The 26,716-nt window shown below is 70.7% G+C and carries 20 protein-coding genes; 13 read left to right on the plus strand and 7 right to left on the minus strand.

Annotated features, from left to right (window positions below; all coding sequences use genetic code 11):
* Positions 1–63: 63 nt before the first annotated feature.
* Positions 64–1,494 (minus strand): MFS transporter, encoded by a 1,431-nt coding sequence (locus tag ACFM35_RS14180; RefSeq protein WP_378843165.1) that lies wholly within the window; start codon positions 1,492–1,494, stop codon positions 64–66.
* A 48-nt stretch (positions 1,495–1,542) separates the two neighbouring features.
* Positions 1,543–2,961, minus strand: coding sequence for a peptide synthetase (locus tag ACFM35_RS14185; RefSeq protein ID WP_378843167.1), 1,419 nt, complete (start codon positions 2,959–2,961; stop codon positions 1,543–1,545).
* Positions 2,962–3,032: 71 nt separating this feature from the next.
* Between ACFM35_RS14185 and ACFM35_RS14190 the strand changes: the two genes are divergently transcribed.
* From ACFM35_RS14190 to menC, 4 genes are all read left to right on the plus strand, one after another.
* Positions 3,033–3,812 (plus strand): alpha/beta fold hydrolase, encoded by a 780-nt coding sequence (locus ACFM35_RS14190; RefSeq protein WP_378843169.1) that lies wholly within the window; start codon positions 3,033–3,035, stop codon positions 3,810–3,812.
* A 143-nt stretch (positions 3,813–3,955) separates the two neighbouring features.
* Complete coding sequence (locus ACFM35_RS14195; protein WP_378843171.1) at positions 3,956–4,669, plus strand: GNAT family N-acetyltransferase; 714 nt, start codon at positions 3,956–3,958, stop codon at positions 4,667–4,669.
* Between the two features lie 108 nt (positions 4,670–4,777).
* Positions 4,778–4,933 carry a hypothetical protein gene (locus ACFM35_RS14200; protein WP_378843173.1) on the plus strand — a complete coding sequence of 52 codons (156 nt, stop codon included), beginning with the start codon at positions 4,778–4,780 and terminating at the stop codon, positions 4,931–4,933.
* A gap of 216 nt (positions 4,934–5,149) precedes the next feature.
* Complete coding sequence (menC, locus tag ACFM35_RS14205) at positions 5,150–6,283, plus strand: o-succinylbenzoate synthase (RefSeq protein WP_378843175.1); 1,134 nt, start codon at positions 5,150–5,152, stop codon at positions 6,281–6,283.
* A gap of 24 nt (positions 6,284–6,307) precedes the next feature.
* On the opposite strand, the gene ACFM35_RS14210 is transcribed toward menC, so the two are convergent.
* Positions 6,308–7,474, minus strand: coding sequence for a cystathionine gamma-synthase (locus ACFM35_RS14210; RefSeq protein WP_378843177.1), 1,167 nt, complete (start codon positions 7,472–7,474; stop codon positions 6,308–6,310).
* Positions 7,471–8,493: a pyridoxal-phosphate dependent enzyme gene (locus ACFM35_RS14215; protein ID WP_378843179.1), complete on the minus strand. Its 1,023-nt coding sequence runs from the start codon at positions 8,491–8,493 to the stop codon at positions 7,471–7,473. Before ACFM35_RS14215 ends, ACFM35_RS14210 begins: the two co-directional genes overlap by 4 nt.
* A 177-nt stretch (positions 8,494–8,670) precedes the next feature.
* Between ACFM35_RS14215 and ACFM35_RS14220 the strand changes: the two genes are divergently transcribed.
* The gene (locus ACFM35_RS14220; protein ID WP_378843181.1) at positions 8,671–10,524 is read left to right on the plus strand and encodes a substrate-binding and vWA domain-containing protein; all 1,854 of its coding nucleotides are present in this window, start codon (positions 8,671–8,673) and stop codon (positions 10,522–10,524) included.
* A gap of 10 nt (positions 10,525–10,534) precedes the next feature.
* Positions 10,535–11,548, plus strand: coding sequence for a hypothetical protein (locus ACFM35_RS14225; protein WP_378843183.1), 1,014 nt, complete (start codon positions 10,535–10,537; stop codon positions 11,546–11,548).
* A 27-nt stretch (positions 11,549–11,575) separates the two neighbouring features.
* Here ACFM35_RS14225 and ACFM35_RS14230 read toward each other — a convergent pair whose 3' ends face one another.
* A complete protein-coding gene (locus ACFM35_RS14230) occupies positions 11,576–12,388 on the minus strand; it encodes an SDR family oxidoreductase (protein WP_378843185.1) in 813 nt (270 codons plus the stop codon).
* 151 nt (positions 12,389–12,539) lie between these two features.
* Between ACFM35_RS14230 and ACFM35_RS14235 the strand changes: the two genes are divergently transcribed.
* Positions 12,540–13,115, plus strand: coding sequence for a P-loop NTPase family protein (locus ACFM35_RS14235; RefSeq protein WP_378843187.1), 576 nt, complete (start codon positions 12,540–12,542; stop codon positions 13,113–13,115).
* Positions 13,116–13,137: 22 nt separating this feature from the next.
* Here the strand turns inward: ACFM35_RS14235 and ACFM35_RS14240 are convergent, their stop codons facing one another.
* Complete coding sequence (locus ACFM35_RS14240) at positions 13,138–13,629, minus strand: FBP domain-containing protein (RefSeq protein WP_378843189.1); 492 nt, start codon at positions 13,627–13,629, stop codon at positions 13,138–13,140.
* Between the two features lie 225 nt (positions 13,630–13,854).
* Positions 13,855–14,793, minus strand: a complete 939-nt coding sequence (locus tag ACFM35_RS14245) for an NADP-dependent oxidoreductase (RefSeq protein WP_378843616.1) — start codon at positions 14,791–14,793, stop codon at positions 13,855–13,857.
* Between the two features lie 119 nt (positions 14,794–14,912).
* Between ACFM35_RS14245 and ACFM35_RS14250 the strand changes: the two genes are divergently transcribed.
* From ACFM35_RS14250 to ACFM35_RS14275, 6 genes are all read left to right on the plus strand, one after another.
* Positions 14,913–15,416: a MarR family winged helix-turn-helix transcriptional regulator gene (locus ACFM35_RS14250; protein ID WP_378843191.1), complete on the plus strand. Its 504-nt coding sequence runs from the start codon at positions 14,913–14,915 to the stop codon at positions 15,414–15,416.
* 438 nt (positions 15,417–15,854) lie between these two features.
* On the plus strand, positions 15,855–17,240 hold the full coding sequence (locus ACFM35_RS14255) for a glycine--tRNA ligase (RefSeq protein WP_378843193.1): 1,386 nt from the start codon (positions 15,855–15,857) through the stop codon (positions 17,238–17,240).
* Positions 17,241–17,243: 3 nt separating this feature from the next.
* Entirely contained in the window at positions 17,244–18,554 is a 1,311-nt protein-coding gene (locus ACFM35_RS14260) for an FHA domain-containing protein (protein WP_378843195.1), read from the plus strand.
* Positions 18,555–18,576: 22 nt separating this feature from the next.
* A complete protein-coding gene (locus tag ACFM35_RS14265; protein ID WP_378843197.1) occupies positions 18,577–19,710 on the plus strand; it encodes a serine/threonine-protein kinase in 1,134 nt (377 codons plus the stop codon).
* Positions 19,710–25,697, plus strand: a complete 5,988-nt coding sequence (locus tag ACFM35_RS14270; protein ID WP_378843199.1) for an Ig-like domain-containing protein — start codon at positions 19,710–19,712, stop codon at positions 25,695–25,697. The genes ACFM35_RS14265 and ACFM35_RS14270 overlap by 1 nt, the downstream gene beginning before the upstream one ends.
* A gap of 49 nt (positions 25,698–25,746) precedes the next feature.
* Positions 25,747–26,712, plus strand: coding sequence for an AAA family ATPase (locus ACFM35_RS14275; RefSeq protein ID WP_378843201.1), 966 nt, complete (start codon positions 25,747–25,749; stop codon positions 26,710–26,712).
* Positions 26,713–26,716: the final 4 nt, after the last annotated feature.

Raw genomic sequence — 26,716 nt, forward strand, 5'->3', positions numbered from 1 at the left:
GTAGCGCTCCGCGCCCACCGGGTGGGGTGACACGAGACACCGGATGCCGCGGCATCCGGTGTCTCAGCGCGTCGGCGGATCCCGCCTGCTGTCCTCGGGCAGGGACGGGTGCCGCTCGTGCGGATCACGGGCGCGGGGGATGAACAGGGCCACGACGAACGCGATCGCCGCGGCGCCGAGACCGAGTACGAACGACATCGTGAAGGCGCTGGTCGTCGGAACCTGGACGCCGTCGAGGGTGGTCGAGTACGACGCGAGCACCGCGCCGATGACCGCCGCCGCGGTCGAGGTGCCCAACGACCGGAAGAGCGCGTTGAGGCCGTTGGACGCACCGGTCTCGGACGGCGGCACCGAGCGCATGATGAGCATGGGCATCGCGGCATAGCCGAACCCGATGCCCACGCCGATGATGATGTTCGCGACCAGGATGTGCCACACCTCCGACGAGAACGCCAGGGTGAACGCGTACGCCACGACGAGCGAGATGGCACCCAGCACCAGGAGGAGTCTGGGTCCGACCGTGCGCGCCATGCGGCCCGAAAAGGGCGAGAGCACCATCATCACGAGGCCCGACGGCATGATGATCAGGCTGGCCGCGACCAGCGACAGCCCGAAGCCCGCGCCGGTCGAGACGGGCAGCTCGAGCATCTGCGGGTACGCGACGTTCGAGGCGAACAGCGAGAAGCCCATGGCGATCGACGCGATGTTCGTCAGCAGCACCGGTCGGCGCGCGGCGACGCGGAGATCGAGCAGCGGCTCGGCGATCCGCAGCTCGAACCAGCCCCACGCCAGCAGCACGACCACGCCGCCGACCCCGCACACCAGCACCGCAGGCGAGGTCCAGCCCCACTCGTTGCCTCGCGAGATCGCGAGCAGCAGACCGACGAGTCCGACGGTGAGCCCGGCGGCGCCGACGAAGTCGAACCGGCCGGCGGTGCGCAGCACGCTCACCGGGACGATCCACAGCACGAGCACGAAGACCACCGCCCCGAGGCCCGCCGCCATCCAGAACAGCACGTGCCAGTCGCTGTATTCGGTGATGACGGCGCTGATCGGCAGGCCGAGCGCGCCTCCCACGCCCAGCGTCGCGCTGATCAGCGCGATCGCGGAGTCGACGCGCTCCTCGTGCAGCACATCGCGCAGGATGGCGATGCCGAGCGGGATCACGCCGGTGATCGCCCCCTGCAGCGCGCGGCCGACGATCACTCCGATGATGCCCGGCGACAGGGCGGCGATGACCGATCCGAGCACCATCACCGCCACGAGCACCAGCACGATCCGCCGCTTGCCGTACATGTCGCCGAGGCGCCCCGAGATCGGCGTCACGACCGCGGCCGCGAGCAGCGTCGCGGTGACGACCCAGGCCGTGTCCTCGCGGCTCGCGTGCAGCAACTCGGGCAGCTTCGACTGGATCGGCACCATGAGCGTGAACATGAACGACGACGCGAGCCCCGCGATCGCGAGCACGGCGATCACCGCGCCCTGGCGGGGCATCCGGGTCAGATTTCTACGATCGTCACGCCCGGAGCCCATCACTTCAGGCTATCGGCGGAGCGATGCCTCCCGGGCCGAGGCGCGGAAGGCCCCGTCGACCGCCTCGATCCACCGGCGCAGACTCGCCCGGGCTTCGGGTGTGTCGGGGTAGCGAACCCGCAGATGCAGCCCGCTCCCGTTCACGATGAACCACACCATCACCCCGTCGGTCGGGATCACCGCTGACACGTGCTGCACGCGGAGCGCGTCATCCAGCTGCACCGGCAGCCGTCGCGCGTCGAGCCAGGAGAGCGCGAACATCCCCGGCCCCGCGGGCATGCCGCTCGGACCGAAGATCGGCGCCAGCGGGTAGGACCCGAGCGCGAGGGACTGCTTCACGGCCGCCGCGCACGCGGCGGGGTCGGGGTCGTCGCACTCCAGCACCGCGTTCGTGATGAACCAGCCGACCGCCCCGTGCCAGCTCTCGTCGTGCCGGCTGTGCACCGGGAAAACCGCGCGCAGAGCGGACGCCGCGACCTCGGCCGTCACCGTCGTCAGCAGCGACACCGACAGCGAGATGAGGCGCACCCCCGCCGCGGCCGCCCGTGCCTCGAAGGCGTCGAGCTCGGCTGCGTCGAGCAGATCGTGCACCTCCACGACTTCGGGTCGCCGTTGCGACAGGTCGCCCAGCGGCATCGGGAACACCGGCATCGATCCGTCGCCGCGGGCGAGCACCCCCGCCCACCGCTGCTGAACCTCGGCGGGCGCCGGCCCGGCGGCGGCCAGCTGCGCGGTGTGGACGGCGAAGGGGGTCGCCGGCTCGAGCGCCGCGCCCGGATCCCGCCCCCCGCGCACGTCATCCAGGCACGTGACGAGGTCGCGGACGAGTACCTGCAGCGACCACATGTCGACGTGGGAGTGGTCGGAGCCGATCAATACGACGGGTCGGGGATCGATGGCGGACTCGGCGTCACCCCCGTTCTCGGCCCCGGGCGGGGGCTCGACGACGATCAGCCGGTGCGACGGACGCGCGAACGGCCGGCAGTGCGCATCGAACACCCGCCGGACGATCCGGCGTGCCTCCTCCTCGCCGTCGTCGGCGGCGGAATGCTCCTGCCACCGCCCGGGGCCGAGGGGGATCTCATGCAGGCGCACGGCGTCGCCGCCGGCTCCGGCCCCGTCACCTCCGCCGGGCGAGAAGGCCGTGCGCAGCGTTCCGTGCCGGGCGACGACGGCGTCCCACGCCGTCGCGAGCTCGGCGCGCAGGCGGGCGCTCGGATCCGTCACCGGCCCGCGGGGGGTCGCGGCCGCCTCCGGCACACGGAAGGCGATCGCCATCCAGGATCCGGGTCGATCGCCCTCACCCACGTGACGCCCCTGATCGAACGAGACGGGCACGGATGCCGCATCCGCCCCCGCCTCATCGAAGCCGTAGCTCATCACCCGGCCCGGAGGCAGGGAGATGAGGGCGACGTTGGTGAGGCGCATGGCGCCGTAGTCTAAATGGACGACGTTTCGACTCTGCGACATCCCGCCCGTTCCGCACCCCCGGAGGACCGTTGCCCACTCTCGAGGTCCGCGGCGCCGTGCTGGACTACGACATCGCCGGCGAGACCGGTCCGCTGGTGGTGCAGCTGCACGGCCTCACGTCCTCGCGCGACCGCGACGCGCAGCTCGGACTCGATCTGTCGCGTGCGTTGCGCGGCCATCGCGTGCTGCGGTACGACGCCCGTGGGCACGGCAACTCGACGGGGACGAGGGATGCCGCGGACTACCGCTGGGATCGCCTGGCGGGTGACCTGCTCGCTCTGCTCGAGCACGTCGCCCCTGACGAGCGCGTGCACGGCGTCGGGCCGTCGATGGGCACCGGCACGCTGCTGCACGCAGCGGTGCGGCGTCCCAAGAGGTTCGCGAGCCTCACCTTCGTGACCCCGCCGACGGCCTGGAAGACGCGGCGCGCCCAGGCCGCGCGCTACCTCGACAACGCGCGGCTCGTCGAGCGCCTCGGGCTGAGCGCGTTCGTGGAGCAGGGGAGCACCGCACCCGTTCCGCCGGCGCTGGCCTACGCGCCGGAGACGCGTCCGCGGGTGGACGAGGCGCTGCTGCCGACCGTGATGCGCGGCGCCGCCTCGACAGATCTGCCCCCGCGCAAGCAGATCGCCCGCATCCAGGCGCCGACGCTCATCCTCGCGTGGACGCGAGACCAGGCCCACCCGATGAAGACCGCCAACAGGCTGCACGAGACGATCGACTCGAGCCGCCTCGTCGTGGCCCGCAGCCCGTACGGCATCATGGCCTGGCCCGGGCTGTTCGCCGAGCACGTCACGACGACGCGCTGAACCCCGCGCGCCGCCCTGATCTCCGCTGCCCCTCTGCGCGAACGGGAGGGGTTCGCGGCGAATGGGAGGCGAACGAGGGAACGGGGCGGGAACCGCGACGCCGGGGGAGGGCGACGGCCGCGACCGGGTGCCAGACTGACGGGATGGCCGACCACGAACCCTCCTCCGCCCTCGAGATCCGCGAGCTCGCCACCGTCGCGCAGGTCTTCGAGGCATCCGCGGTCCTCGGCGAGGTCTGGGGCGGAGACCGCTCGGGAATGCCGCCGAACCTGCTGCGCGCGCTCGCCCATGCCGGCAACTACGCGGTCGGGCTCTACGACGGCGACACGATGGTCGGGGCATCCGTCGCCTTCTTCGCCGCACCCGCAGCCCGCTCGATGCACTCGCACATCACCGGAGTGCTGCCGGGTCTGCAGAGCCAGGGACTCGGGCGCCTGATCAAGCAGCATCAGCGGGAATGGGCGTTCGCGCGCGACGTCGGACACATCACCTGGACGTTCGATCCGCTCGTCTCTCGCAATGCGCACTTCAACTTCCGGGTGCTGGGGGTGCGCGCGACCGAGTACCTCGTCAACCAGTACGGCCCGATGGACGACGGAGTGAACCGCGGCGACGAGTCCGATCGCATCATGGTGTCGTGGGCGCTCGCTGCTCCGCCGGTGCCCACTCCCACGGGTGACCGGGTCGTCGCCACCGTCGAGGTGCCGCACGACATCGCCGCTCTCCGCGACGAGTCGCCATCGGATGCCGCGGCCTGGCGCATCCGCGTCCGCGAGGCCGTGCTCGGTCATCTCGCTGACGGGCTCGTCATCGGCGGCTTCGACGATGAGCGCGGGTACCTGTTCATCCGGCCGTGATGATCGATCTGAACACCGATGTATCAGGGAGCCATCCGATCGCTCCTCGTCTCCGAAGAACAAGCGCGAGCGGCCGCAGGGTCGCCGTCACGGACACGGGAGATGGACATGCGGGCATACCTGGAGCGGGCCACGCGCCGCATGCATCCGTCGAACCCGGGTTCCGCTGTTCCACGGCAGTCGGTGAGTCGCAGCGCGAAGGCCCTCCAGCCGCGCGCCGCGCGCACCACCTTCGTGCCGGTCCGCGACCTGGCCGCCTTCTGAGGCGCTGAGGGAGCCGCCCGAGGCCGGGCATCCGTCGACACCTGGGGAGGAATCGACGGACCAGCCCGGCCTCCGGGCGCACATCGCTGCTTCCTCCGGGTCACGGGACTCGCCGGAAGCCGGGCATCTGCTGAAGTCCGGGGGGATTCGGTGGATCGGCCCGGCTTCCGGTGCATCTCCGACGTCCGGCAGCCCCGGCCCCACTAACCTGAGCCCATGCCCATCGCCCGGCCTGCCGCATCCGTCTCCCTCGAAGGATTCGAGCTGCGCGTGCTCCGGATCCCCCTCGTCGCACCCTTCACCACGAGCTTCGGCACCGAAGAGGTGCGCGAAGCGATCGTCGTGCGCGCTTTGACGACCGACGGCGAGGGATGGGGCGAGATCGTCACCGCGGCGGCGCCGCTCTATTCGAGCGAGTACACGCAGGGAGCATGGGATGTTGCGCGTCGATTCCTCGTGCCCGCACTGCTCGCGCAGGGCACGGTCGCGCCGGAGGAGGTGTCCGGAGTACTCGCGCCGTTCGTGGGACACCGCATGGCGAAGGCGGGGATCGAACTCGCCGTGCTCGACGCGGGACTCCGCGCCGAAGGCCGGGTGCTCGGCGAATACCTGGGTGCGGTGCACGACCGGGTCCCGAGCGGGGTGAGCGTCGGCATCCAGCGCGATCCGGCGGCGCTCGTCGACGTCGTCGGCGGATATCTGGACGAAGGCTACGTGCGCATCAAGATCAAGATCAAGCCGGGCCGCGACATCGCCGAGACGGCCGCGCTGCGCGAGGCATTCGGCGGCATCCCGCTGCAGGTCGACGCGAACTCGGCCTACACGCTCGCCGACATCGACACCCTGGCCGAGCTCGACCGATTCGATCTCCTCCTGATCGAGCAGCCGCTGCAGGAGGACGACATCGTCGACCACGCCACCCTCGCCCGGGCGCTGCGCACCCCGGTGTGCCTGGACGAATCGATCGTGTCGCGCAAGGCCGCTGCCGACGCGCTGGCCCTGGCGGCGGCATCCGTCGTCAACATCAAGGCCGGACGGGTCGGCGGCTATCTCGAGGCGGTCGCGATCCACGATCTGTGTCGGGATGCCGCGATCCCGGTGTGGTGCGGAGGCATGCTCGAGACCGGCATCGGCCGCGCGGCCAACGCCGCCATCGCCGCACTTCCCGGCTTCACGCTGCCGGGGGACGTGTCGGCCTCGAGTCGCTTCTACGCCCGCGACATCGTCACCGAACCGGCGGTGCTCGAAGACGGACACGTCCGCGTGCCGACCGGGCACGGGATCGGGGTGCAGATCGACGAGATCGCCCTGGAGGACTTCACCGTGGCCCGCGAGACCGTCCGGCGCTGAGCAGGCGCGCCCGACGGGGTCTGGTCAGAGCCCTGCGAGCGCCTCGTCGAGGTCGGTGATGAGGTCGTCGACGCTCTCGATCCCGACCGACAGGCGCGCGAGCTCCTCGGGGACGGCGAGTTCGGTGCCCCGCACCGAGGCGTGCGTCATCGCGTCGGGGTAGTTCATGAGCGATTCCACGCCACCGAGCGACTCGGCCAGCTGGAAGAGCCGGGTGGACTCCGCGAAGCGCCGGGCGGTGGCGCCGTCGGCGAGCTCCACCGACACGATTCCGCCGAAGCGGGACATCTGCGCCGCCGCCAGATCGTGGCCGGGGTGGGACGTCAGGCCGGGGTAGTGCACCCGCGCGACGTGGTCGTGCCCCGAGAGGAACTCCGCGATCGCCTGCGCGTTCTCGCTGTGACGCTGCATGCGCACGCCGAGGGTCTTGATGCCGCGCGTGGTGAGCCAGGCGTCGAGCGGGCCCGAGACGGCGCCCGCCGCGAACTGCAGGAACTTCGCCTGCTCGGCGAGGGCGTCATCGTTGGTCACGAGGGCGCCACCGACCACGTCGGAGTGGCCGCCGAGGTACTTGGTGGTGGAATGCACGACGACGTCGGCCCCCAGGGCGAGCGGGTTCTGCAGAGCCGGGGAGGCGAAGGTGTTGTCCACGACGACGAGGGCGCCCGCCTGATGGCCGAGCCGGGCGAGTCCGGCGATGTCGGTGATCCGCAGCAGCGGGTTGCTCGGCGTCTCGACCCAGACGATGCGCGCCGGCCGCTCCTCGAGCGCAGCGGCGACGGCGCTCAGGTCGCTCATGTCGACGATCCGCAGCCCCACGCCCCAGGGGGCGAGCACGCGGGCGAGCAGGCGGTACGTGCCGCCGTAGACGTCGTTGCTGAGCAGCACCTCATCACCCGGCTTGAGCACCGCGCGCAGCAGTGCGTCCTCCGCGGCGAGGCCAGACGCGAACGACAGCCCGTGGGCGCCGCCTTCGATCGCCGCGAGCTGCTCCTCGAGCGCCGTGCGCGTCGGGTTGCCGCTTCGGCCGTACTCGTACCCGGCGTGCAGACCGCCGATGCCGTCCTGGGCATACGTCGTCGAGAAGTGCACCGGCGGGATGACGGCCCCGGTCGTGGGGTCGAACTCCTGACCCGCGTGCACCGCCCGGGTGTCGAAGCCGCGGGGGGTGGCGGACGAGGGCTGGCTCATGCGTGTTCTCCTTCGTGAGAGATGTGGGGGACGGATGCCGCGGGGTGGCGGTCTCCGTGGGCGGCGACGTCGTAGCCGTGGTCACGCATCCAGTCGTCGTCGAAGATCCTGGTGAGGTAGCTGCGTCCGTGGTCGGGGAGGAGGACGACCACGACGGCATCGCCGGGCAGGTCGCGGGCGGCGCGGAGGGCGCCCACCACGGCCATGCCGCTGGACCCGCCCACGAGGAGTCCCTCCTCACGCGCCAGGCGTCGCGTCATCGCGAACGACTCCGCATCCGAGACGCGGTGGAACTCGTCCACCACGGTCGGGTCGAAGGTCGCGGGCCAGAAGTCCTCTCCGACACCCTCGACGTCGTACCCGTGCACGGGGCCACCGGAATACAGCGAGCCCTCCGGCTCGACCCCGACGATCCGCACCGTCTGCGCCGAGGCATCCCGCAAGTAGCGTCCCGTACCGGTGATGGTGCCCCCGGTGCCGACGCCCGCCACGAAGTGCGTCACCCGGCCGTCGGTGTCGCGCCAGATCTCCGGCCCGGTGCTGTCGTAATGGCCGCGAGGGCCGTTCTGGTTCGCGAACTGGTCTGGTTTGAACGCCCCCGGGATCTCGCGGGCCAGGCGGTCGGACACGCTGTAGTAGGAACGAGGGTCTTCGGGCGGCACCCGGGTGTCGGTGACGACCACCTCGGCGCCGTAGGCCCGCAGTACCGCGACCTTCTCGCCCGCGAACTTGTCGGGGACGACGAAGACCATGCGGTAGCCGCGCTGCAGGGCGATCAGCGCGAGGCCGACACCGGTGTTGCCGCTCGTCGGCTCGACGATCGTGCCGCCGGGCTTCAGGAGGCCGTCGCGTTCGGCGGCGTCGATGATGGTGCGGGCGATGCGATCCTTCGACGAGCCGCCGGGGTTGAAGTACTCGACCTTGGCGAGGACCGTCGCTGCGATGCCGTCGGTGACGCGATCGAGCCGGACGAGAGGAGTGTTGCCGACGAGGTCGGCCACGCTGGAGGCGTAACGCACGAGAGGAATCCTTGGGTGTTGCCGCGCAGGGGCGGAAGGTGTCGGGGTCGCGGGAGGGGTGCCGGAGGCACTCAGCGACAACAACGACAGGTCAACACGCAGACGAGCCTACCGGCATCGCCGCCCCGAGCGCCCGGAGTCATCGCCCGAATCCCAGCCGACGCATAGGCTGAGCACATGTCAGCCCGGCCGCGCCGCAGCACCACGGCGACACCCACGTCCCGCCCCCGTCGAGGTCTTGCCCTGCTCACCGCGGGGATGACGATGGCGCTCGCGCTGAGTGCCTGCACCGCCGGAACCGACGACAACGGCGGAAGCGATCGAGGCGACTTCGCCGACGACGGCTGCACGAGCGTGGTCGTCGCGACGTCATCGGAGAAGGTCAACATGCTCGACGCGCTCGCGGCGGCCTTCAAGGAGTCACCCGAGGCGAAGGCGCTCGACACCTGTGCGACCGTCCGCCCCATCAACGTGTCGTCCGGCGATGCCACCCGCAACCTGACCGCCGGCGGCGACTGGCCCGACGCCGACAACCGTCGGTGGCCCACGATGTGGTCGCCGGCCTCGACCGTGTGGACCGAGCGTGTGGCCGCCGCCGCGTCGCCTGCACTCGTCGGCGAGCCCGCGTCCTTCACTCACACGCCCGTCGTGTTCGGCGTGCCCGAGACCATGGCGCGGGCCCTCGGTTGGCCCGGCACACCGATCGGGATCGCCGATCTCGAGCGACTCTGTTCCGACCCCGAGGGTTGGGGCAGTGTCGGAAAGTCCATTTGGGGATCGTTCAAGATCTCCAAGACGAACCCGAACACCTCCACCACGGGACTCTCGGCCATCCTGATGCAGTCGTACGAAGCATCCGGAAAGACATCGGACCTGACGACGGCCGATGTCGCGGCGGCGGCCGAGTTCTCGCGGGTGTTCGAGGAATGCGTCATCCACTACGGCGACACCACGGGCAAGGTGCTGACGACCCTGGCCGAGGAGTCGCAGAACGGCGCCGGCGGATCGGGCTACGTCTCGGCTGTGGCGCTCGAGGAGACGTCGCTGCTGAACTACAACCAGGGCAACCCCGACTCGCACACCGTGCAGCCGGGTGAGACCCTGACCCCGCCGAAGGAGAAGCTCGTCGCGGTCTACCCGAAGGGTGGCTCGATGTGGTCGGACAACCCGATCACCGTGCTCGGTGCGTCGTGGGTCACCGACGAGCAGCGCACCGCAGGGGCCGCCTTCGCGGCGTTCGTCCAAACCGCGGACGCGCAGAAGATCCTGCCCGGCTTCGGCTTCCGCCCGCTGGACGAATCGGTGCCGCTCGGCGAGCTGTTCACCACCGATTACGGCGTCGACCCGGCGCAGCCCGCGATCACCCTGCCGCGTCCCGGCGTCGACGTGGTGTCCGCCGCGATCGACCAGTGGACGCAGATCCGCAAGCCCTCGTCCGTACTCGAAGTGATCGACATCTCGGGGTCGATGGACGACTCGATCGGCGATGGCCGCTCCAAGCTCGACGGCGCGATCGAGGGCGCGCAGTCCACCCTCGACCACTTCCGCCCAAGCGACGACGTCGGCGTGTGGGCGTTCACGACGGGTATCTCCTCGGCGGCGGGCAACGGAATCGGTGTCATCCGCGACGTCACGCCGCTGGCATCCGATCTCGAGTCCCTGAGCTCGTCGCTCGATGATCTGCGCTTCGCCGACCGGCAGGGCACCCCGCTGTACGACGCGATCTCGGCCGCCTACGACGAGATGACCGCGCGGGCCGAGCCCGGCCGCATCAACGCGATCGTGGTGCTGTCGGACGGCCAGGACACCGACTCGGCGATCTCGCTTGATTCGCTGGTCGCCAAGATCGGCACCGCGTCGCGCGAAGGCGGCGACGACGCACCGGTGCGCATCTTCCCGATCGCGTACGGCGAAGGCGCCGACACCGGAGCGCTGCAGCGCATCGCCGAAGCGACCGGCGGCCAATGGTTCGACGCATCCGACGCGAAGAAGATCGATCTCGTCTTCGCGTCCGTCATCAACAACTTCTGACGAGCGCAGCATGGGATTCGTGTTCACCGACGCCGGCGGCTATGTCGATGATGCGGTCGATGGGCTCGCGCAGGGGCACGTCTTCGTCTCTTCCGAGGTCGACGGCGCCGCTGCGCTGACCTCGTCCCTGCAGCAGCAGATCTCGGATGCCTCGATCGGCGTCGCCGTCTTCTCGGACAACGCCGCGCTCGAGGCATCCGGACCCGAGATCGTGTCGCAGCTCGCCGAACGCACCGGGTACGACACCATCATCGTCGCGGTGGGTGACGACCTCTCCGCGGGTTCGCGCGTGATCGAGCCGGCCGGTGAGGCCATGCGCATGGCCAATCAGGCCGAAGGGTCTGCCACTTCCGTCGGCCAAGCGCTGACCGAGACGATCCAGAGCGTGGTCGCGGCCTCCGATCAGCCATCGCCGGCGGCTGGGTCGGACGGCGGACCCCTCATCGGGGTCGTGCTCGTGGTCGTCGCCCTCGTCGCGGTGATCGGGGTGACGTGGGGCGTCGTGCGCGGCCGACGATCGCGAGCCGACGGGGCCGGGCGCGGCCTGCCTGACGAGATGCGCGCTCACGTCGCGGCGCTTCAGGCGCTCAGCGGCGAATACGACGCCGTCGGGGCGCGCGGCAATGGGATCGCTGCGCAGACGGGCGCTGAGATCGCCGTGATCGCGGCGAATGTGACCGAACTCTTCGCCCGGCTCGGCAGGCGGAACGACGAACAGAGCGGCATCGCCGCCACCGAATACGACGACAAGCTCCGCAAGCTCACGGCTGCGCTCGACCGGGATTACCTCCTCGACATCCTGACCCACCCGAACCTCTGGGACGATCCCGGAGGCCGCATCGACGAGGTCCGCGGCGCCGTCACCGCGGTCTCAGAAGAACTGGTCGAGAACATCAAGCAGGTCAACGCCCGCCGCGGCCTGCAGTTCCAGGTTTCTCTGGACGGGCTTATCGGCGGACGGAAAGAGCTGCGCGACTGGGAGCGCCAGTTCGACGACGCGTCGGGCGACGGCCCCGCGAACTGAGGGCGATGTCGCACTCGCGCCGCGCCGTCAGCCGCGACGCCAGTCGTCGCTCTCGAGGTGCGATCCCGCCTGCGGTCCCATCAGCAGCATTCCGCCGTCGACGACCCAGCTGGCGCCGCTGACGTAGCTCGAGGCCGGGGAGGCGAGGAAGGCGACGACTCCGGCGATCTCTTCGGCGCGGCCGGGGCGGGCCAGCGGGATGCCGGGACGCCGCGTCTGTTCGGCCTCTTCCGAGGTCATGTCGTTGAGCGGTGTGGCGATCTCACCGGGAGCGACCGCGTTGACCGTGATGCCCTGCGCACCCAGCTCGAGCGCCATCGTCTTGATGAGCCCGCCCAGGCCGTGCTTGGCGGCGACGTAGGCCGCGGATCCCGCCCGCGGGGCGTGCTCGTGCACGCTGCTCACGGCGATCAGTCGCCCGCCTGCGTCGGCCTTCGCCATGTGCCGCGCGGCGGCCTGCAGCCCCACGAAGGCGCCGTCGAGGTTGAGCGCGACATCCGCCCGCCAATCCTCCACCGAGAGGTCGAGGAACGCGCCGCCCGAGCCGCCGCCGGCGTTGTTGACGAACACGTCGAGGCCGCCCAGGTCGTCGATGAGCCCGTCGATGACGGCCGCCGCCCCGTCGAGGTCGGTCGCGTCGAACTGCACGACGAACGCCTTCCGGCCGCGGGAGCGCACCCCCTCCGCCGTCTCCTCGGCGCCCTCCTTGTCGCTGTGCCACGTGACACCGACGTCCATTCCGGCGTCCGCCAGGGCCAGGGCGGTGGCACGGCCGATGCCGGAATCGGAGGCGGTGACGATGGCGCGGTGCGGTGCGAATACAGAGGACGTGGAAGTCATGTCCTCGACGCTAGACGCGGGGTGCGATACCGGCGCGGGGGTTTACAGGGCCGCGGCGAGACGTTAGGCGGGGCGCGTCCTGCGGCGGAGGCGGGGGGATGCCGCGGGGGCGCCGCGGACCCGGCGCTGACGGCCGGATACGATGCTGATCGTGCGGAGCTTCGACGAACCACTCGGATACCGCCCTCGGAGGGTCGTGGTCGCCGGTGTGTCCGGTACGGGCAAGACGACGCTCGCCGCGCGGATCGCCGCCGCGCTCGACGCTCCCCACACCGAGATCGACGCGCTGTTCCACGGTCCGGGCTGGACTCCTCGGGAGGAGTTCCAGAGCGACGTGCGCGCCCTGGTCGCGGGGGAGGCGTGGACGACGGAGTGGCAGTACTCCACCGCGCGGCCGCTGCTCTCGGAGCGCGCCGACCTGATCGTCTGGCTCGACCCGCCGTTCCTCACGGTCACGCTGCCGCGTGTCGTCCGGCGCACCCTCCGGCGGCGCGTCCGCCGGGAGGTGCTCTGGAACGGCAACATCGAACCGCCGCTGTGGACCTTCTTCACCGACCCCGAGCACATCGTGCGCTGGGCGTTCGCCACGAGGAAGAAGTACGCCCGGCAGGTGCCGCAGCTGGAGGCCGAGCATCCGCACCTCACCGTCGTGCGGCTCCGCTCGCAGCGCGAGATCGAGGAGTGGCTCCGGGGACCGCTCGCCGAGGCGATGAGGCTGCGGGGCTAGAGGACCCGGAGCGGCGCGAGGCTCAGAAGTCGCCGCGGACGTCTCGGACGAATCCCTCGACGTGCTTCCGCAGTGCGTCGATGCGCCGATCGCGGGCCGCTTCGCGGTCGAAGCCGAGGTAGGCGCTCGGGGGCAGAATGCGCACGTTCCGCGAGCATTCGAAGTTCTCGCAGATCAGCGTGCCCACCGTGTCGCCGCGCCGGCCGGCGTCACCTGCCCGTTTCGTCGTGTAGAACACCACGTCGTTGGGCAGCTGGACGTCGGCGCACCAGGAGCACTGCGGCCGGCTGCGGGCGCGCGAATCGGTCTGACGCAGGAGCAGCCCGACAGGCTCATCGTCGATATCGGCCACGATGTAGCTGACGTTCGGGAGCTTGGGGTCCCGCCAGCCGAGATAGTCCCGCGTGCCGAAGTCGAGCTCGTCGAAGTCTGCGGGCAGCGCGATGTTCTTGCGTTCGCTGCGGGACGCGTTGAGGAAGGATGCCCGGACCTGGGCCTCGGTGAAAATGCGCATGCGCGTGCTTTCTGTGCGGTCGCCGCGTGGCGACGTTCGTGAGGGAGGGGTGCCCGAAGGCGGGTGCCGGCCGGAGCGCGGACACGCTCGGCGGGCGTCGTGGCGGATGAGCCTCAGGCTCGCTCGCCTGTCGACGCGGTGTGCGTCGACGACCTCCCCACGCCCGAAGGCCGCACACGAGTGTTCACGCGCCCGAGTGTACGCCCGGCCCGGTCTGTGGGTGGCTCAGTGGGCGGCGGGCATCACGACGACCTTGCCGTGGAGGTTCCCCGTCGCCGCTTCCACGTGGATCATCGGAAGCTCGCTCAGGGGGACGCGCTGAGCCACGTCGACGACGAGCTCGCCGCTGTCGATCAGGCCGACCAGTCGTGCCAGTTTGTCGACGTCCGGTTGCACGAACACGCTCGCCGTCCGGACTCCCCGTGCGGCGTCGCCGGGGGTGTCCATCCAGGCCGTGGTGGCCACGACGATCCCGCCGTCGCGAACGAGCGGAACCAACGCCTCGAACTCCCCGGGGCTGAGGGGCGCGAGGTTGAGCAGCATATCCACGGGTTCACTGACCGACTCGGGAATGGTGCTTCGCGTGTGATCGATGATCTCGGCCGCGCCGGCTGCCGTCACGGCATCGCGGCTGCGCGGGCTCGCGGTGGCGATGACGTACACCCCGGCGTGCGCAGCGAGTTGGACGGCATATCCGCCGACCGATCCGCCGGCGCCGGCGATCAGCACCCGCTGACCGCTCGTGAGGCCGCCCAGATCGAACAGCGCCTGCCAAGCCGTGAGTGCGACCGACGGGAATGCCGCGGCGTCAGCGAGGTCGATGCTGGTGGGGGCCTTCACGAGGACGTCGGCCGGGGCGACGACGTACTCGGCGGCGGACCCGTCCGCTCCCATCGGAAGGAAGCCCACCACGTCGTCTCCGACCACGAGGTCGTTCACGCCCTCACCGAGAGCCTCGATGGTTCCCGAGACGTCGTAGCCGGGCACGTGGGGCAGCGCCACCGGGAAGGGCAGCGTACCGCCGCGGATACCGGAATCGGCCGGGTTGAACGCCGACCCGGCGACGCGGATCAGAACCTGCCCTGCGCCCGCGACAGGTCGGTCGGCGTCTTCGTAGCGGAGAACCTCGGGGCCCCCGAACTCGTGGAAACGCACTGCCTTCATCATGATGTTCTCTTTTCGTTCGGTAAGTGCTTCGAATACGAAGCAACAAGGATGAATGTATCACTGCTTCAGATTCGAAGCAAGTGCTTTGAGTTCGTAACACGCCGTAGGCTGTCGGCATGCCCGAACAGTCCCGTTCCCTCGATCCCACGGAGTTGGGCGCGTACTTCTCGCTCATCGAGGTGAGCAGCCTGCTCAGGCACGCGGTCGAGCAGCAGCTGCGGGACGCCGGCGATCTCAGCTATGTGCAGTTCCAGCTGCTGGCCCGGCTGGGTGACTCGGCGGACGGCAGTCACCGCATGACGGACCTGGCCGACGGGGTCGTCTACAGCCGAAGCGGCCTCACCTATCAGGCTCAGACGCTGGAACAACGAGGGCTGGTCACGCGGACTCCGTCGTCGGACGACGAACGCAGCACCACCGTCACCATCACCGACTCCGGCCGGAGGATCCTGGCGCAGGTGTTTCCGGGACACATCGCCCTTCTCGATGAGATGCTCTTCGCACCTCTCGCGCGCGCCGATGTCGAGCGGCTCGCCGAGGTGCTCGGTCGAGCACGCGATCACATGCGAGCGGCCCCTCCACGCTCGGCCGCGCCCCGCAGGCGCCGCTCGTCCACCTGAAGCGCGTCGGACGTGCTCCCGGCCGCGCCCCGTCTGCTCCCCGTCGATCGACCCGGGCCGCCTCGGTGGAGACGAGACTTGGGGTATGTCCCGACGTAAAGACGGAAGACCTCGCACACTCTCGCGAATGGCGGACGAGCCGCCCATCGACCGTGCTCCGCGCGCGGCCGACACGCGGGACGACGCGCCCGCGAGCGATAAGGAGAACTCCGCCGCCGACGCGCAGTGACCGTGCGCTCGCCCACGGAAGGGCGTTGCCGGTTCGACGCGCGTTCGTTCGTGTCATTCCGTGGGCGCGTGGGGTTCATCGCGACACCGACCGGACCCGGGGAAGAGCCCCTTCTCAACTAGAATCGACGGATGCCGCGGCATCCGTCCGTTGTCGGGTGAACGCGCGCACACCCCCTCCACGCACGCAACCCGACCATTGGAGCCACCATGGCCGAACAGTCCCGCCTCGATAAGGTCATCGCCCTCGCCCGACACCGGGGGTTCGTGTTCCAAGCGGGTGAGATCTACGGTGGATCCCGGTCCGCGTGGGACTACGGCCCGCTCGGCACGGAGCTGAAGGAGAACATCCGCCGGCAGTGGTGGCAGACCTTCGTCCGCGGCCGCGGCGACATGGTGGGACTGGATTCCTCGGTCATCCTCCCCAAGCGGGTGTGGGAGGCGTCGGGCCACGTCGCCACCTTCACCGATCCGCTCGTGGAATGCCTCAACTGCCACAAGCGGTTCCGCGCCGACAACCTCATCGAGGACTTCGAAGCCCGCAAGGGTCGCGTCGCGGAGAACGGCCTCGCCGACATCCCCTGCCCGAACTGCGGGGTCAAGGGCGACTACACCGAGCCCAAGGCGTTCTCGGGCCTCATGAAGACCTATCTCGGCGTCGTCGACGACGAATCCGCGGTCAACTTCCTGCGACCGGAGACCGCCCAAGGCATCTTCGTGAACTTCGGCAACGTGCTCACCTCCTCGCGGAAGAAGCCGCCGTTCGGGGTCGGCCAGGTCGGCAAAGCGTTCCGCAATGAGATCACGCCCGGAAACTTCATCTTCCGCACACGAGAATTCGAGCAGATGGAGATCGAGTTCTTCGCGCCGCCCGCCGAGGCGCAGCAGTGGTTCGAGCACTGGGTGGAGGCCTGCTGGGACTGGTTCATCGACCTCGGCATCGACCCCGCGCACCTCCGGCGCATCGACGTGCCCGAAGAGGACCGCGCCCACTACTCCGCCGGCACGATCGACGTCGAGTACGAATTCGGGTTCGCGGGCAAGCAGTGGGGCGAGCTCATGGGCGTCGCCAACCGTACCGACTTCGACCTCACCAACCACTCCGAGGCATCCGGCACGAACCTCACCTACTTCGATCAGGCCAGCGGCGAGCGCTACACGCCCTACGTGATCGAACCGTCGTTCGGCCTGACGCGCGCCATGATGGCGTTCCTCGTCGACGCCTACCACGAGGAGGAGGCGCCCAACGCGAAGGGCGGCACCGACGTCCGCACCGTCCTCAAGCTCGATCCGCGACTGGCCCCGGTGAAGGTCGCGGTGCTGCCGCTCTCGCGCAACGAGCAGCTCTCGCCGATCGCCCGCGAACTGGCCGCCGACCTGCGCGGGCACTGGAACATCGACTTCGACGACGCCGGCGCCATCGGCCGACGCTACCGCCGACAGGACGAAGTGGGCACCCCGTTCTGCGTGACGATCGACTTCGACTCCCTCGAAGACCGCGCGGTGACCGTCCGCGACCGCGACACCATGGGCCAGGAGCGCGTACCGCTCGAGGGTCTGCGCGCCTACCTCGCGGAGCGGTTGAAGGGCGCCTGAGCCGTGTTCACGTACACGGCCGGCGGGGAGGACGCCGGATTCGCGTTGATCGCCGATCATGTCGTCGTCCTGATCGACCGGTCCGCGGGCGTGGACTTCGTGACGGCCCTGTACCGGCAGCTGCAGGACGAGGACGGCGGGCTGGATGCTGCGCTCGACGCGATCGCGGGTGCCGATGTCGGCGCGGCCGTCGCGATCGTCGAGCTCCGGCAGGCGCGCGAGCGCACGCTCCGCGCCGCCGTGCGCGGCGCGTTCTCCGTGGAGATGGGCGGCGGCGGGTCGACGAGGCTCGGCGGTCCGAGCAGACCCGACTGGAGCATGACCGAGGCGAGCGGCGTGCACCGCTTCACCCTGCGTGCCCCCGATGCCCCCGACCTCGACGCACTGCCGCTGCGCAGCGGGGTCGTGCGTGCAACGCGCGTCGACTTCGCGATCGAAGACGGCGTGCCCCCGCGGCCGGGACTTCTCCCCGAGGACGAGACCACACGGCAGATGCCGATCCTGCGGCGCGAATCCGCCCGTCGCCCGGACCCGCAGCCGACGCAGGAGCGCGTCTCACGGCTCCTCCCGGCCGAACCCGTCCCGGCCGAACCGGTGACGGACGTACCGGTGACGGACGTGCCCGTGACGGGCGAGTCCGCACCGGCAGCGACTGACCCCGCCGCGCCCACTCCGGAGCAGCCCCCAGCGGGTCGCCCGACGGCGCCGTTCCCCGCACCGCTCCCGATTCGCGCCTCGGCGCATGCTGCCGCAGACATCCTCGGTGCCGCGCGCGGCCGCGACGATGACGGCGGAGTAGGCGGTCATGGCGCGGCCGACACCGGAACGGGTGGCCACGGAACAAGCGACCGCGGGGCAGGCGACCACGGAACCGGCGACCGCGGCGGCGATCACGCACTCGTCTCCGACGCGCTCGCCCCCGCGGCATCCGGCCCTGCCGGTTGGATCTTCGGCCTGCCCGACGGCAGCGAGCTCGACGATCGGGCGCCCATCGTGTTCGGCCGCAAGCCGTGGCACCGACGTGGCCGTCTGGACGACGCCGTCCACGTCGTGGTTCCGTCGCCCCGGCGTGAGATCTCGGGCGAGCACCTCGAGATCAGGATCAGCGGATCCTCGGCCACCGCCCGCGATCTGGGCTCGACGAACGGCACCCTGCTCTTCTCCGGCGACGGCGCCCCCCGCCTCGTGCACGCGGGCGTCGAGGTTCCTCTCAGCCGCGGCGATATCCTTGACCTCGGGGAAGGTTTCTGCGTCACGGTAGGCGCACGACGACCGGCGTTCGCGCGTGCTGATGCCGCGGGCGCCCCGAGCTGATCTGCGAACGGAGCACTGCCGCGTGGCCAAACGTCTCATCGCGCCGCCGCCGACGCTTCCGGGCTACAGCTACGTGCGACCGCTCGGGTCGGGCGGCTTCGCCGACGTGTACCTCTTCGACCAGGATCTGCCGCGCCGTGTCGTCGCCGCGAAGGTGCTCACGAGCGATGTGGCCACGCCGGACGTGCTGCGCACGTTCAACGCCGAAGCCGACGTCCTCGCGCGGCTGAGCTCGCACCCCGCCGTCGTCACGATCTATCAGGCCAGCATCGCGGCCGACGGCCGACCGTATTTCATCATGGAGTACTGCCCCGACACGATGAGCGCCCGCTACCGCCGCGGCCCGCTCGCCATCGCCGACGTGCTCGACATCGGTGTCCGCATCGGCGGGGCGCTCGAGACCGCGCACCGCGCGGGACTCCTGCACCGCGACATCAAGCCGTCGAACATCCTCGTCACGAGCCTCGGCTCACCCGTGCTCGCCGACTTCGGCATCGCCGCCGCACTCGCGGCCGACGGTGACGACCTGATCGCGATGTCGGTGCCCTGGTCGGCACCCGAAGTGCTCGAGGAGCGCATCAGCGGTTCGGTCCCCAGCGAGGTGTGGAGCCTCGCCGCGACCCTGTACACGCTCCTCGCCGGACGCAGCCCCTTCGAGGCCGACCGCCGCGATCTCAATTCCCGCGATCAGATCACGGCGCGCATCATCAAGGCGAAGTACACGCCCACCGGACGTGCCGATGTCCCCGACCGCCTCGAGCAGGCCCTGGCGATCGCGATGTCGAAGGATCCGGACCGTCGTTTCCCGACGGTCCATTCCTTCGCCGAAGAACTGCGCTGGGTGCAGTACGAGCTGGGAGTGCCGCCCACCAACCTCGACGTCGCCGCCACCGAATGGGTGCGCGCCGCGGGACCGCTGGCGCTCGACGACGTCGAGCGTCGTGGACCCGCCGTGACGGTCGTCAACGCCCACTCCCGTCGTGCGGTGCGGGCCGAGAAGGCCGCCGCCGAAGCCCAGCGCGACCGCGACGGCCTCGTCATCCGAGAGCGCCGACGTGGACCGAGTCCGCTGGTCGCCGCGCTCATCGGAGCGGGTGTCGCGATCGTCGCGATGGTCGGCATCGGGATCGCCCTCCTCACCTCGGGAGTGCTCTGATGGCCATCACCGCCCGCCGCCGGGTCGCGCTGAAAGTCACGGCGATCATCGCCGCGGCCGCGGCGGTCGTCACGGTGGCCGTCGTCGCCAACGGCTACGACGCGCAGGAGGTCGACAAGCTCGAGACCTCGGTCTGGGTGACGCGGTCGGCGGGACAATACGCCCGCGTCGACACCAATCTGCGGCAGATCGACACGGTGCGCGACGCCGAGGATCCGTCCTGGGTCGCCCAGTCCGGGTCGGCGGCGGTCGTGTTCACCGACGGGCTGCAGAAGATCTGGAACGTCGACCCCGCAGACCCGAAGGCCATGATCGGGTCGTCGGATGCGGCGTCCGAGTCCGGTGGGGCATCCGTCGCCGAAGGCACCACGACCCCCGCCGGAACCCGCGACGTCGTGGCATCCGGCGACTGGACCGTGTACCTGACCGACACCGGCAAGGTGTTCGTGTCGCAGGTCTCGGCGGTGGGCGCCAGCGCCAGGCCCGTGCAGATCGACCCCCTGCGTGAAACGGCGAAGGAGGGGGACACGCCCTACGACGCGACGGCGGTCGCGGTCGCCGACGACGGCACGATCGTGATGTACTCCGCGGCCGAGCAGGCGGTCCGCCGCTACAACGCCCGCACGTCGACCTTCGCGGATGAGCGCACGGTCCTCGCCTCGCCCCCCGCCGAGGACGCCACGCTCGTGCTCACCGTCGTCGGCGGCCGCTGGGTGCTGGGCGAGACGGGCGGGGATCGCGTGTGGATCGACGGACATGAGGGCCCGGTCGACGTCGGTCTGGCGGCCGGCGCGGTCGCCCAGCGCGGGTCGTCCGACAGCGGCCGAGCGTACTTCGCCGACGAGACGGGTCTGGTCTCGGTCGACATCGAGCGCGGCACGGCGGAGCGGGTGCAGGCCGGGACCGGCACACCGGCGGCACCCACCCGTGTCGACGGGAAGCTCTATGCGGCGTGGCTCGACACGACCGCCGGCACGCTGTGGACCGAGGGCGGCGACCAGGTCACGCTGGAGGTGCCGGGGGGCGCGCTCGACCAGGTGCAGCAGCCCGAGCTGGTGATCGCCTCGAACGGGCGGCGCGCCGTGCTGAACGAGACCACGACCGGACTGCTGTGGTCGATGCCCGACGGAGAGCCCATCCCACTCTCGCAGTGGCAGGCCGACGAGCAGGAGACGCAGGAGACCGGCACGGTCGAGGTGACGGATGTCGCGCAGGAGGAGCCTCCCGTGGCAGAGTCCGACGCCTTCGGCGTGCGCTCGGGCGGTGTCGCGGTGCTTCCGGTGCTGCTCAACGACCACGACCCCAACAAGAAGGACGTGCTGACCGTCGAGGCGTCCTCGATCTCCGGTGGTCTCAGCGATCCCGCCTTCGGCGAGCTGACGCTCTCCAACGACAACCAGCAGATCCTCGTGCGCGTGCGTGCCGAGAGCGGATCGGCGACGTTCTCCTACGCGGTGACGGACGGTCAGCAGCAGTCGCCGCCCACGACCGTGACGCTCACCGTCGCCGCGGACGACGCCGACACGGCGCCGGTGTGGTGCGGCGTCGAGGGGTGCCTGCAGGACTGGCCGACCGTCGAGATCGCCCCCGGCGGCACCGTCAGCGTGCCTGTGCTCACCGGCTGGGTCGATCCGGAGGGCGACCCGATGATCCTCGCGTCCGCCGTCAAAGACGACCCGAACGCTCCGCTCACCGTCGTCCCCACCGCCGACGGCCGCGTCGCCATCCGTCACACCGACCCGAATGCGGCCGGGGCCACGCTGTCGGTCGTCGTCACGGTGACCGATGACCACGGAGCATCCGCCACCAAGATCCTCAAGGTCGCGGTCACCGCCAACCCCGCGCTCGTCGCCGACCCGGTCGTGGCGGTCGCGGGCGTCGACCAGGAGCGCACGGTGGCGATCAGTCCGGTCGTCAGCGGAGGTTCGGGGTCCTACCGTCTCGTCGATGCGGTCGCCTCGTCCGGTCAGGACCAGGTCAACGTCGTGCCGAACGTGGCAGCGGGCACGGTGCAGCTCAGCGCGTCCTCCGCGGGCGAGTACATCATCGGCTACACCGTCCAGGATGCGCAGACGGAGGCGCAGCAGAACGGCATCCTGCGCTTCAGCGTGGTCGGGGGGTCGGGAGCCCTCAGCATGCCGCCGCTCACCGCCTTCGTCCGCTCCGACGAGGACACGACGCTCGAAGTGCTCGACGCCGTGCAGAACACCACCGGCCACGTGCTCGCGCTGGCGTCGGCGACCTCTTCCGACGCCCAGCTCTCGGTCGGCATCGTCGACGGCGCGAAGCTGCGCGTGTCGGGGACGACGCCGGACGGCCAGCCCGGCCGGGTGGGGACCGCGTCCATCACCGTGACCGACGGCGCGGGTTCGAGCGTGAGCTCCACCGTCACCGTGTTCCAGACCGCCCCGGCTTTCGGCGTGGGACCCATCGCGGTGCCCGATGCGATCTCGGTGCGCGCCGGCGCGCAGGTGAACATCCCGGTCACGGAGAACGACATCGCCCCGCGCGGCGAGCAGGTGCTCGTGCATCCCGACATCGAGCCGTCCGGGGCAGAGGGCGAACTGGCGTTCGTCGCCGGAACGGTCGTCCGGTACCTCGCACCGCCGACTCCGGGCGTGTACACGCTGCGCTATTCGGATTACCTCGACGGCGACCCCGCACGGCTGGACTCCGCCGCCATCACGGTCACCGTGCTTCCCGCGGGCGAGAACCACACCCCCGAGCCGACGGTCCTGTCCGCCCGGGTGGCGGCCGGCCAGACGGTCCGCATCCCGGTGCCCGCCAGCGGCATGGACCCCGACGGCGACCCCACGTCGCTCGTCGCGATCACGCAGCCTGCGCCGGGCCTCGGCTCCGTCGTCATCAACGCCGACGGGTCCGCCATCCGGTACACCGCCCCCGCCGGAGGTGTGCCCGACGGGCAGCTGCAGTTCTCATACACGCTCCGGGACGATCAGGGCGCGGAGGGGACCGGGACCGTCCGCATCGCCGTCCTCGGCGGAGAGCTCGCCGACGTCACCCCGGTCACGTACACCGACGGGGTGCGCGCGGTCACCGGAACGTCGGCTCCCCTCACCGTTCAGCCTCTCCTCAACGACCGCGATCCCGCGGGCGGCACCCTGCAGCTCGTGTCGCTCGTGCCCAACGCCCCGGACGTCGAGGGCAACACCGAGTACGCGCGCCTCGACGCGCTGATCGACGACGCCACAGATCTCGAGAAGGGGATCGTGTCGCTCCGCGCGGGCACCGTGCAGGGCGTCCAGTCCTACGTCTACACGGTGCGCTCCTCGGCGACCTCGAGCACGGCACAAGGTCTGATCGTGGTCACCGTGGCCGGAGAGCCTGCGCCCGACAATCCGGTGATCTCCGACACCGTGCTGACGATCGCCGACCGGTCGACCCTCGCGTCCGGCGTCGACGTCATCACCGGCAAGACCGTGTGGGCTTCCGGCGACATCAGCGCGCTGACGCTCGCCGTGTGGGGCGATGCCGCATCCGGCTACGTCGCGACCGGCAACAAGATCTCGGGCCGCGCTCCCGTCGAGGGGGCTCTCGTTCCGTTCTCGCTCACGGGGGAGGACTCCGCCGGAAAACCGGTCGCGGCGTACGGGTTCCTCCGCATCCCGGCGCTCGACGCCATGCGCGTGCAGCTCAGGGGCGGCATCACCGCCGCCCAGGTGAACGAGGACGAGTCCGTGCGCATCGCGCTCGGAGATTCCATCCAGCTCGGCGACGGCGACCGGCTCGAAGTGCGCGAGGGCGGATCTTTCCCGGTGCAGCGCGGCAACGCGTCGTGCGCGGCCTCGGGCGCGGCATCCGTCACCTACACCGCCGGGCGCAACGCCCCCTGGACCGACAGCTGCACGGTGGAGGTGCGCATCGCCGGTCAGGACACCTGGACGCAGCTGCCGATCCCGGTCGTCATCCAGCCCAGGAGCCCCCAGGCGATCCTGAGCTCGATCAGCCGGACCGTCGCCCCCGGCGCCAGCCAGAGCATCGACCTCTACGCCGACCTCACGACCTGGGAGGGCGGACGCGTCGGCGATCGATCGTCGCTCGACTACCGAGTGGCCTTCACCGGCGGCGATTTCGTCGTCGAGCAGAACGGCTCGGCGCTCACCGTCACCGCCCGTGCCGACGCTCGCCCCGGCGCCCGCCAGAACGCCACGGTCACCGTGACGTCGTTCGGTGGCCTGTCGGCCACACTGTCGCTCATCGTCGGGGCGGCGCCGACCGACGCCCCGCGCGGCGCGACGTTCACCGCCGCCTGCGCGGTGAGCGCCGGCGCGAGCTGCACGATCCCCGTCGTCGGGATCGCCGGCGAATACGACCCGTTCGCCGGGACGCCCGGCGCGGGACTGACGCTCGCCGGCATCTCCGTGCCGGGTTGCGCGGTCGCGGGCATCTCGGCCTCCGGGACGACGTCGGTGACGGCGACGTGGCCGACGAGCGCCAAACCCTCCGGCGGCACCTGCATCGTGCCCTTCACCGTGGTGGACGCCCAGGGTCGCACCGGCGTGGGCACGCTCACGATCGACGTGCAGGGCTACCCCGCGCCGCCCAGCTCGATCACCACGACCGCCTTCACGGGCTCGTCGGTGACGATGCTGGTCACCCTCGGCGAGGCCGCGAATGCGATCCCCGGTGTGACGGGCGCGGCCATCTACGAGAACGGGGTCCAGGTTCCGGCATCCTGCGTCCCCGGCGCCGGCGGCACCTTCTCGTGCACGGTGCCCGACCTCGTGAACGGCCAGCGTCACACGTACACGGCGCGTGCCGTCAACCCGGTGGGGGAGTCGCTCGACACCACACCCGTGGTGACCTGGGCTTACAACCCGCCCGCCGTGCTGGCCTTCACCGCCGCGCCCGTCTTCGTCGACGGGCAGACCTCGACCTCGCGCGGCGGGGCCGAGCTCAGCATCGAGACCGGCGACGACGTCGCGACGCTGCAGATCGCCGCCGACAGCGGCGAGACCGTCGAGATCCCGCGCACCGGGCCCGCGACGCTCTACACGCTGACCCTCCCCGTCGGCGCCCGGCAGCTGACGGTCGTCCCGGTCAGTCAGTTCCAGCCACCGCTCGGCACCGGCAGCAGCGGCTCGCAGGCCGCCGCCGCAGTGCAGGTCGCTGGCAGCCCGTACATCGATGCGAACGGTGCCCTCTCGCCCACCTCCAACACCTCCCTGGAGATCTCGGGGGTGCAGCCCAACGGCAACTTCAGCGCGCAACCGCTCTCCGTGCTGTACGCGGCGTGGGCCGAGGGGCAGAGCGAGCCGGCGTGCAGCGCCGACGCGTCCGGAGCGGCGGTCATGCCCGGCGGACAGGCGGGGACCACCTTCACCGGCCTGCCGAGCTATACCCGATTCTTCGCGAAGGCGTGCGTGTCGAACGGCTTCGGTGCGGCCGGCTCGGCACCGGTCAGCAACTACACGTTCGCGACGTCGCCCGCGGCGCCCGGCGGACTGACGTACACGGTCGACACCACGCCCGACCTCGTCCGCGACCGCTCCTACGTCGTGGAGGCGAACTTCACCGATTACACGGTCGCAGACGTGCCGTCGGCGGGGACCGGGTTCTCGACGCGCATCTCGTCGAACTACGGCACCGGCGACCGGCTGCAGCTCTCGGCCGACCAGCTGCCGGGCACCGTCACCGCCCGCTACTGCTGGCTGCTCACCGACGCGTGCGGCACGCCGTCGACGATCGCCCCGAAGACCGCCCCGACGACCGTCACGGTCGCCGTGACGTCGGCGTGCACCGCTGAGCCGAAGGACACCGATCTGCGCTTCAGCAAGGCCGTGGACTTCGATTCGTATCGCACGGTCACCGTGACGCCGGATGCCGAGACGGAGGTCGTGACGTATCGCGTCGTGTTCCGGGGCGAATTCGCGTCGCTCCCCGCGGTCGAGCTGACGCGCTGCTTCACGCCGCCGCCACCCGAGCCGACGGTACCCGATTCCCCCGCCGACCCCACCGACCCCTGACGATCCCTTCCCAACGCACGCCCCACACCGGCACCAGGAGCCCCTCCCCATGACAATGACACCCGAGCAGAACGCGTGGTTCACCGACACCTTCGGCCTGCTCGCCGACAACGTCGAACAGGCGATCCTCGGAAAGCGCCACGTCATCGAGCTCGTGCTGGCCGCGATGGTCAGCGAGGGACACGTGCTGTTGGAGGACGTGCCCGGAACAGGCAAGACGGCCTTGGCGCGCGCACTCGGCCAGACCATCAAGGGCACGAGCACCCGAATCCAGTTCACCCCCGACCTCCTCCCCGGCGACGTCACCGGCATCACGGTCTACGACCAGAAGCGCGGCCAATTCGAATTCCACGCCGGTCCGGTGTTCGCCAACGTGGTGCTCGCCGACGAGATCAACCGGGCGAGCCCCAAGACCCAGTCCGCACTCCTGGAGGTCATGGAGGAGGGGCAGGTCACGATCGACGGCGTCACCCGCTCGGTGGGCGTGCCGTTCGTCGTGCTCGCGACGCAGAACCCCGTGGAGCAGGCGGGTACCTATCGCCTGCCCGAGGCCCAGCTGGATCGCTTCATGATCAAGACGTCCATCGGCTATCCCGATGACGCGTCGGCGCTCCGCATCCTGCAGGGGGCGCAGCATCCCCGGCGCGAGGTGTCGGGCATCATCGACACCACCATGCTCGCGACGATGAGTGAGCTGGTCCGCGAGGTGTACACGAACCCGCTCGTCCTGGACTACATCATGCGGCTCGTCAGCGCGACGCGTCGCGCCGAAGAGGTGCGCCTGGGCGTCAGCGTCCGCGGGGCGCTGTCGCTGGCCCGCTTGGCGATGACGTGGGCGGCGGCGCACGGCCGCAGCTACGTCACTCCCGACGACGTGCGCGACCTGGCCGTGCCGACGCTGTCGCACCGACTCGTCCTCCGGCCCGACGCGGAGTTCGACGGCGTCACGGCCGAGTCGGTCATCGGCCAGATCCTGCTCGACGTCGCAGCGCCCACCGAGAACGGGGCGGCCTGAGCAT

Origin of the sequence: Microbacterium songi (assembly GCF_042747925.1) — a bacterium.
Classification (GTDB): Bacteria; Actinomycetota; Actinomycetes; order Actinomycetales; family Microbacteriaceae; genus Microbacterium.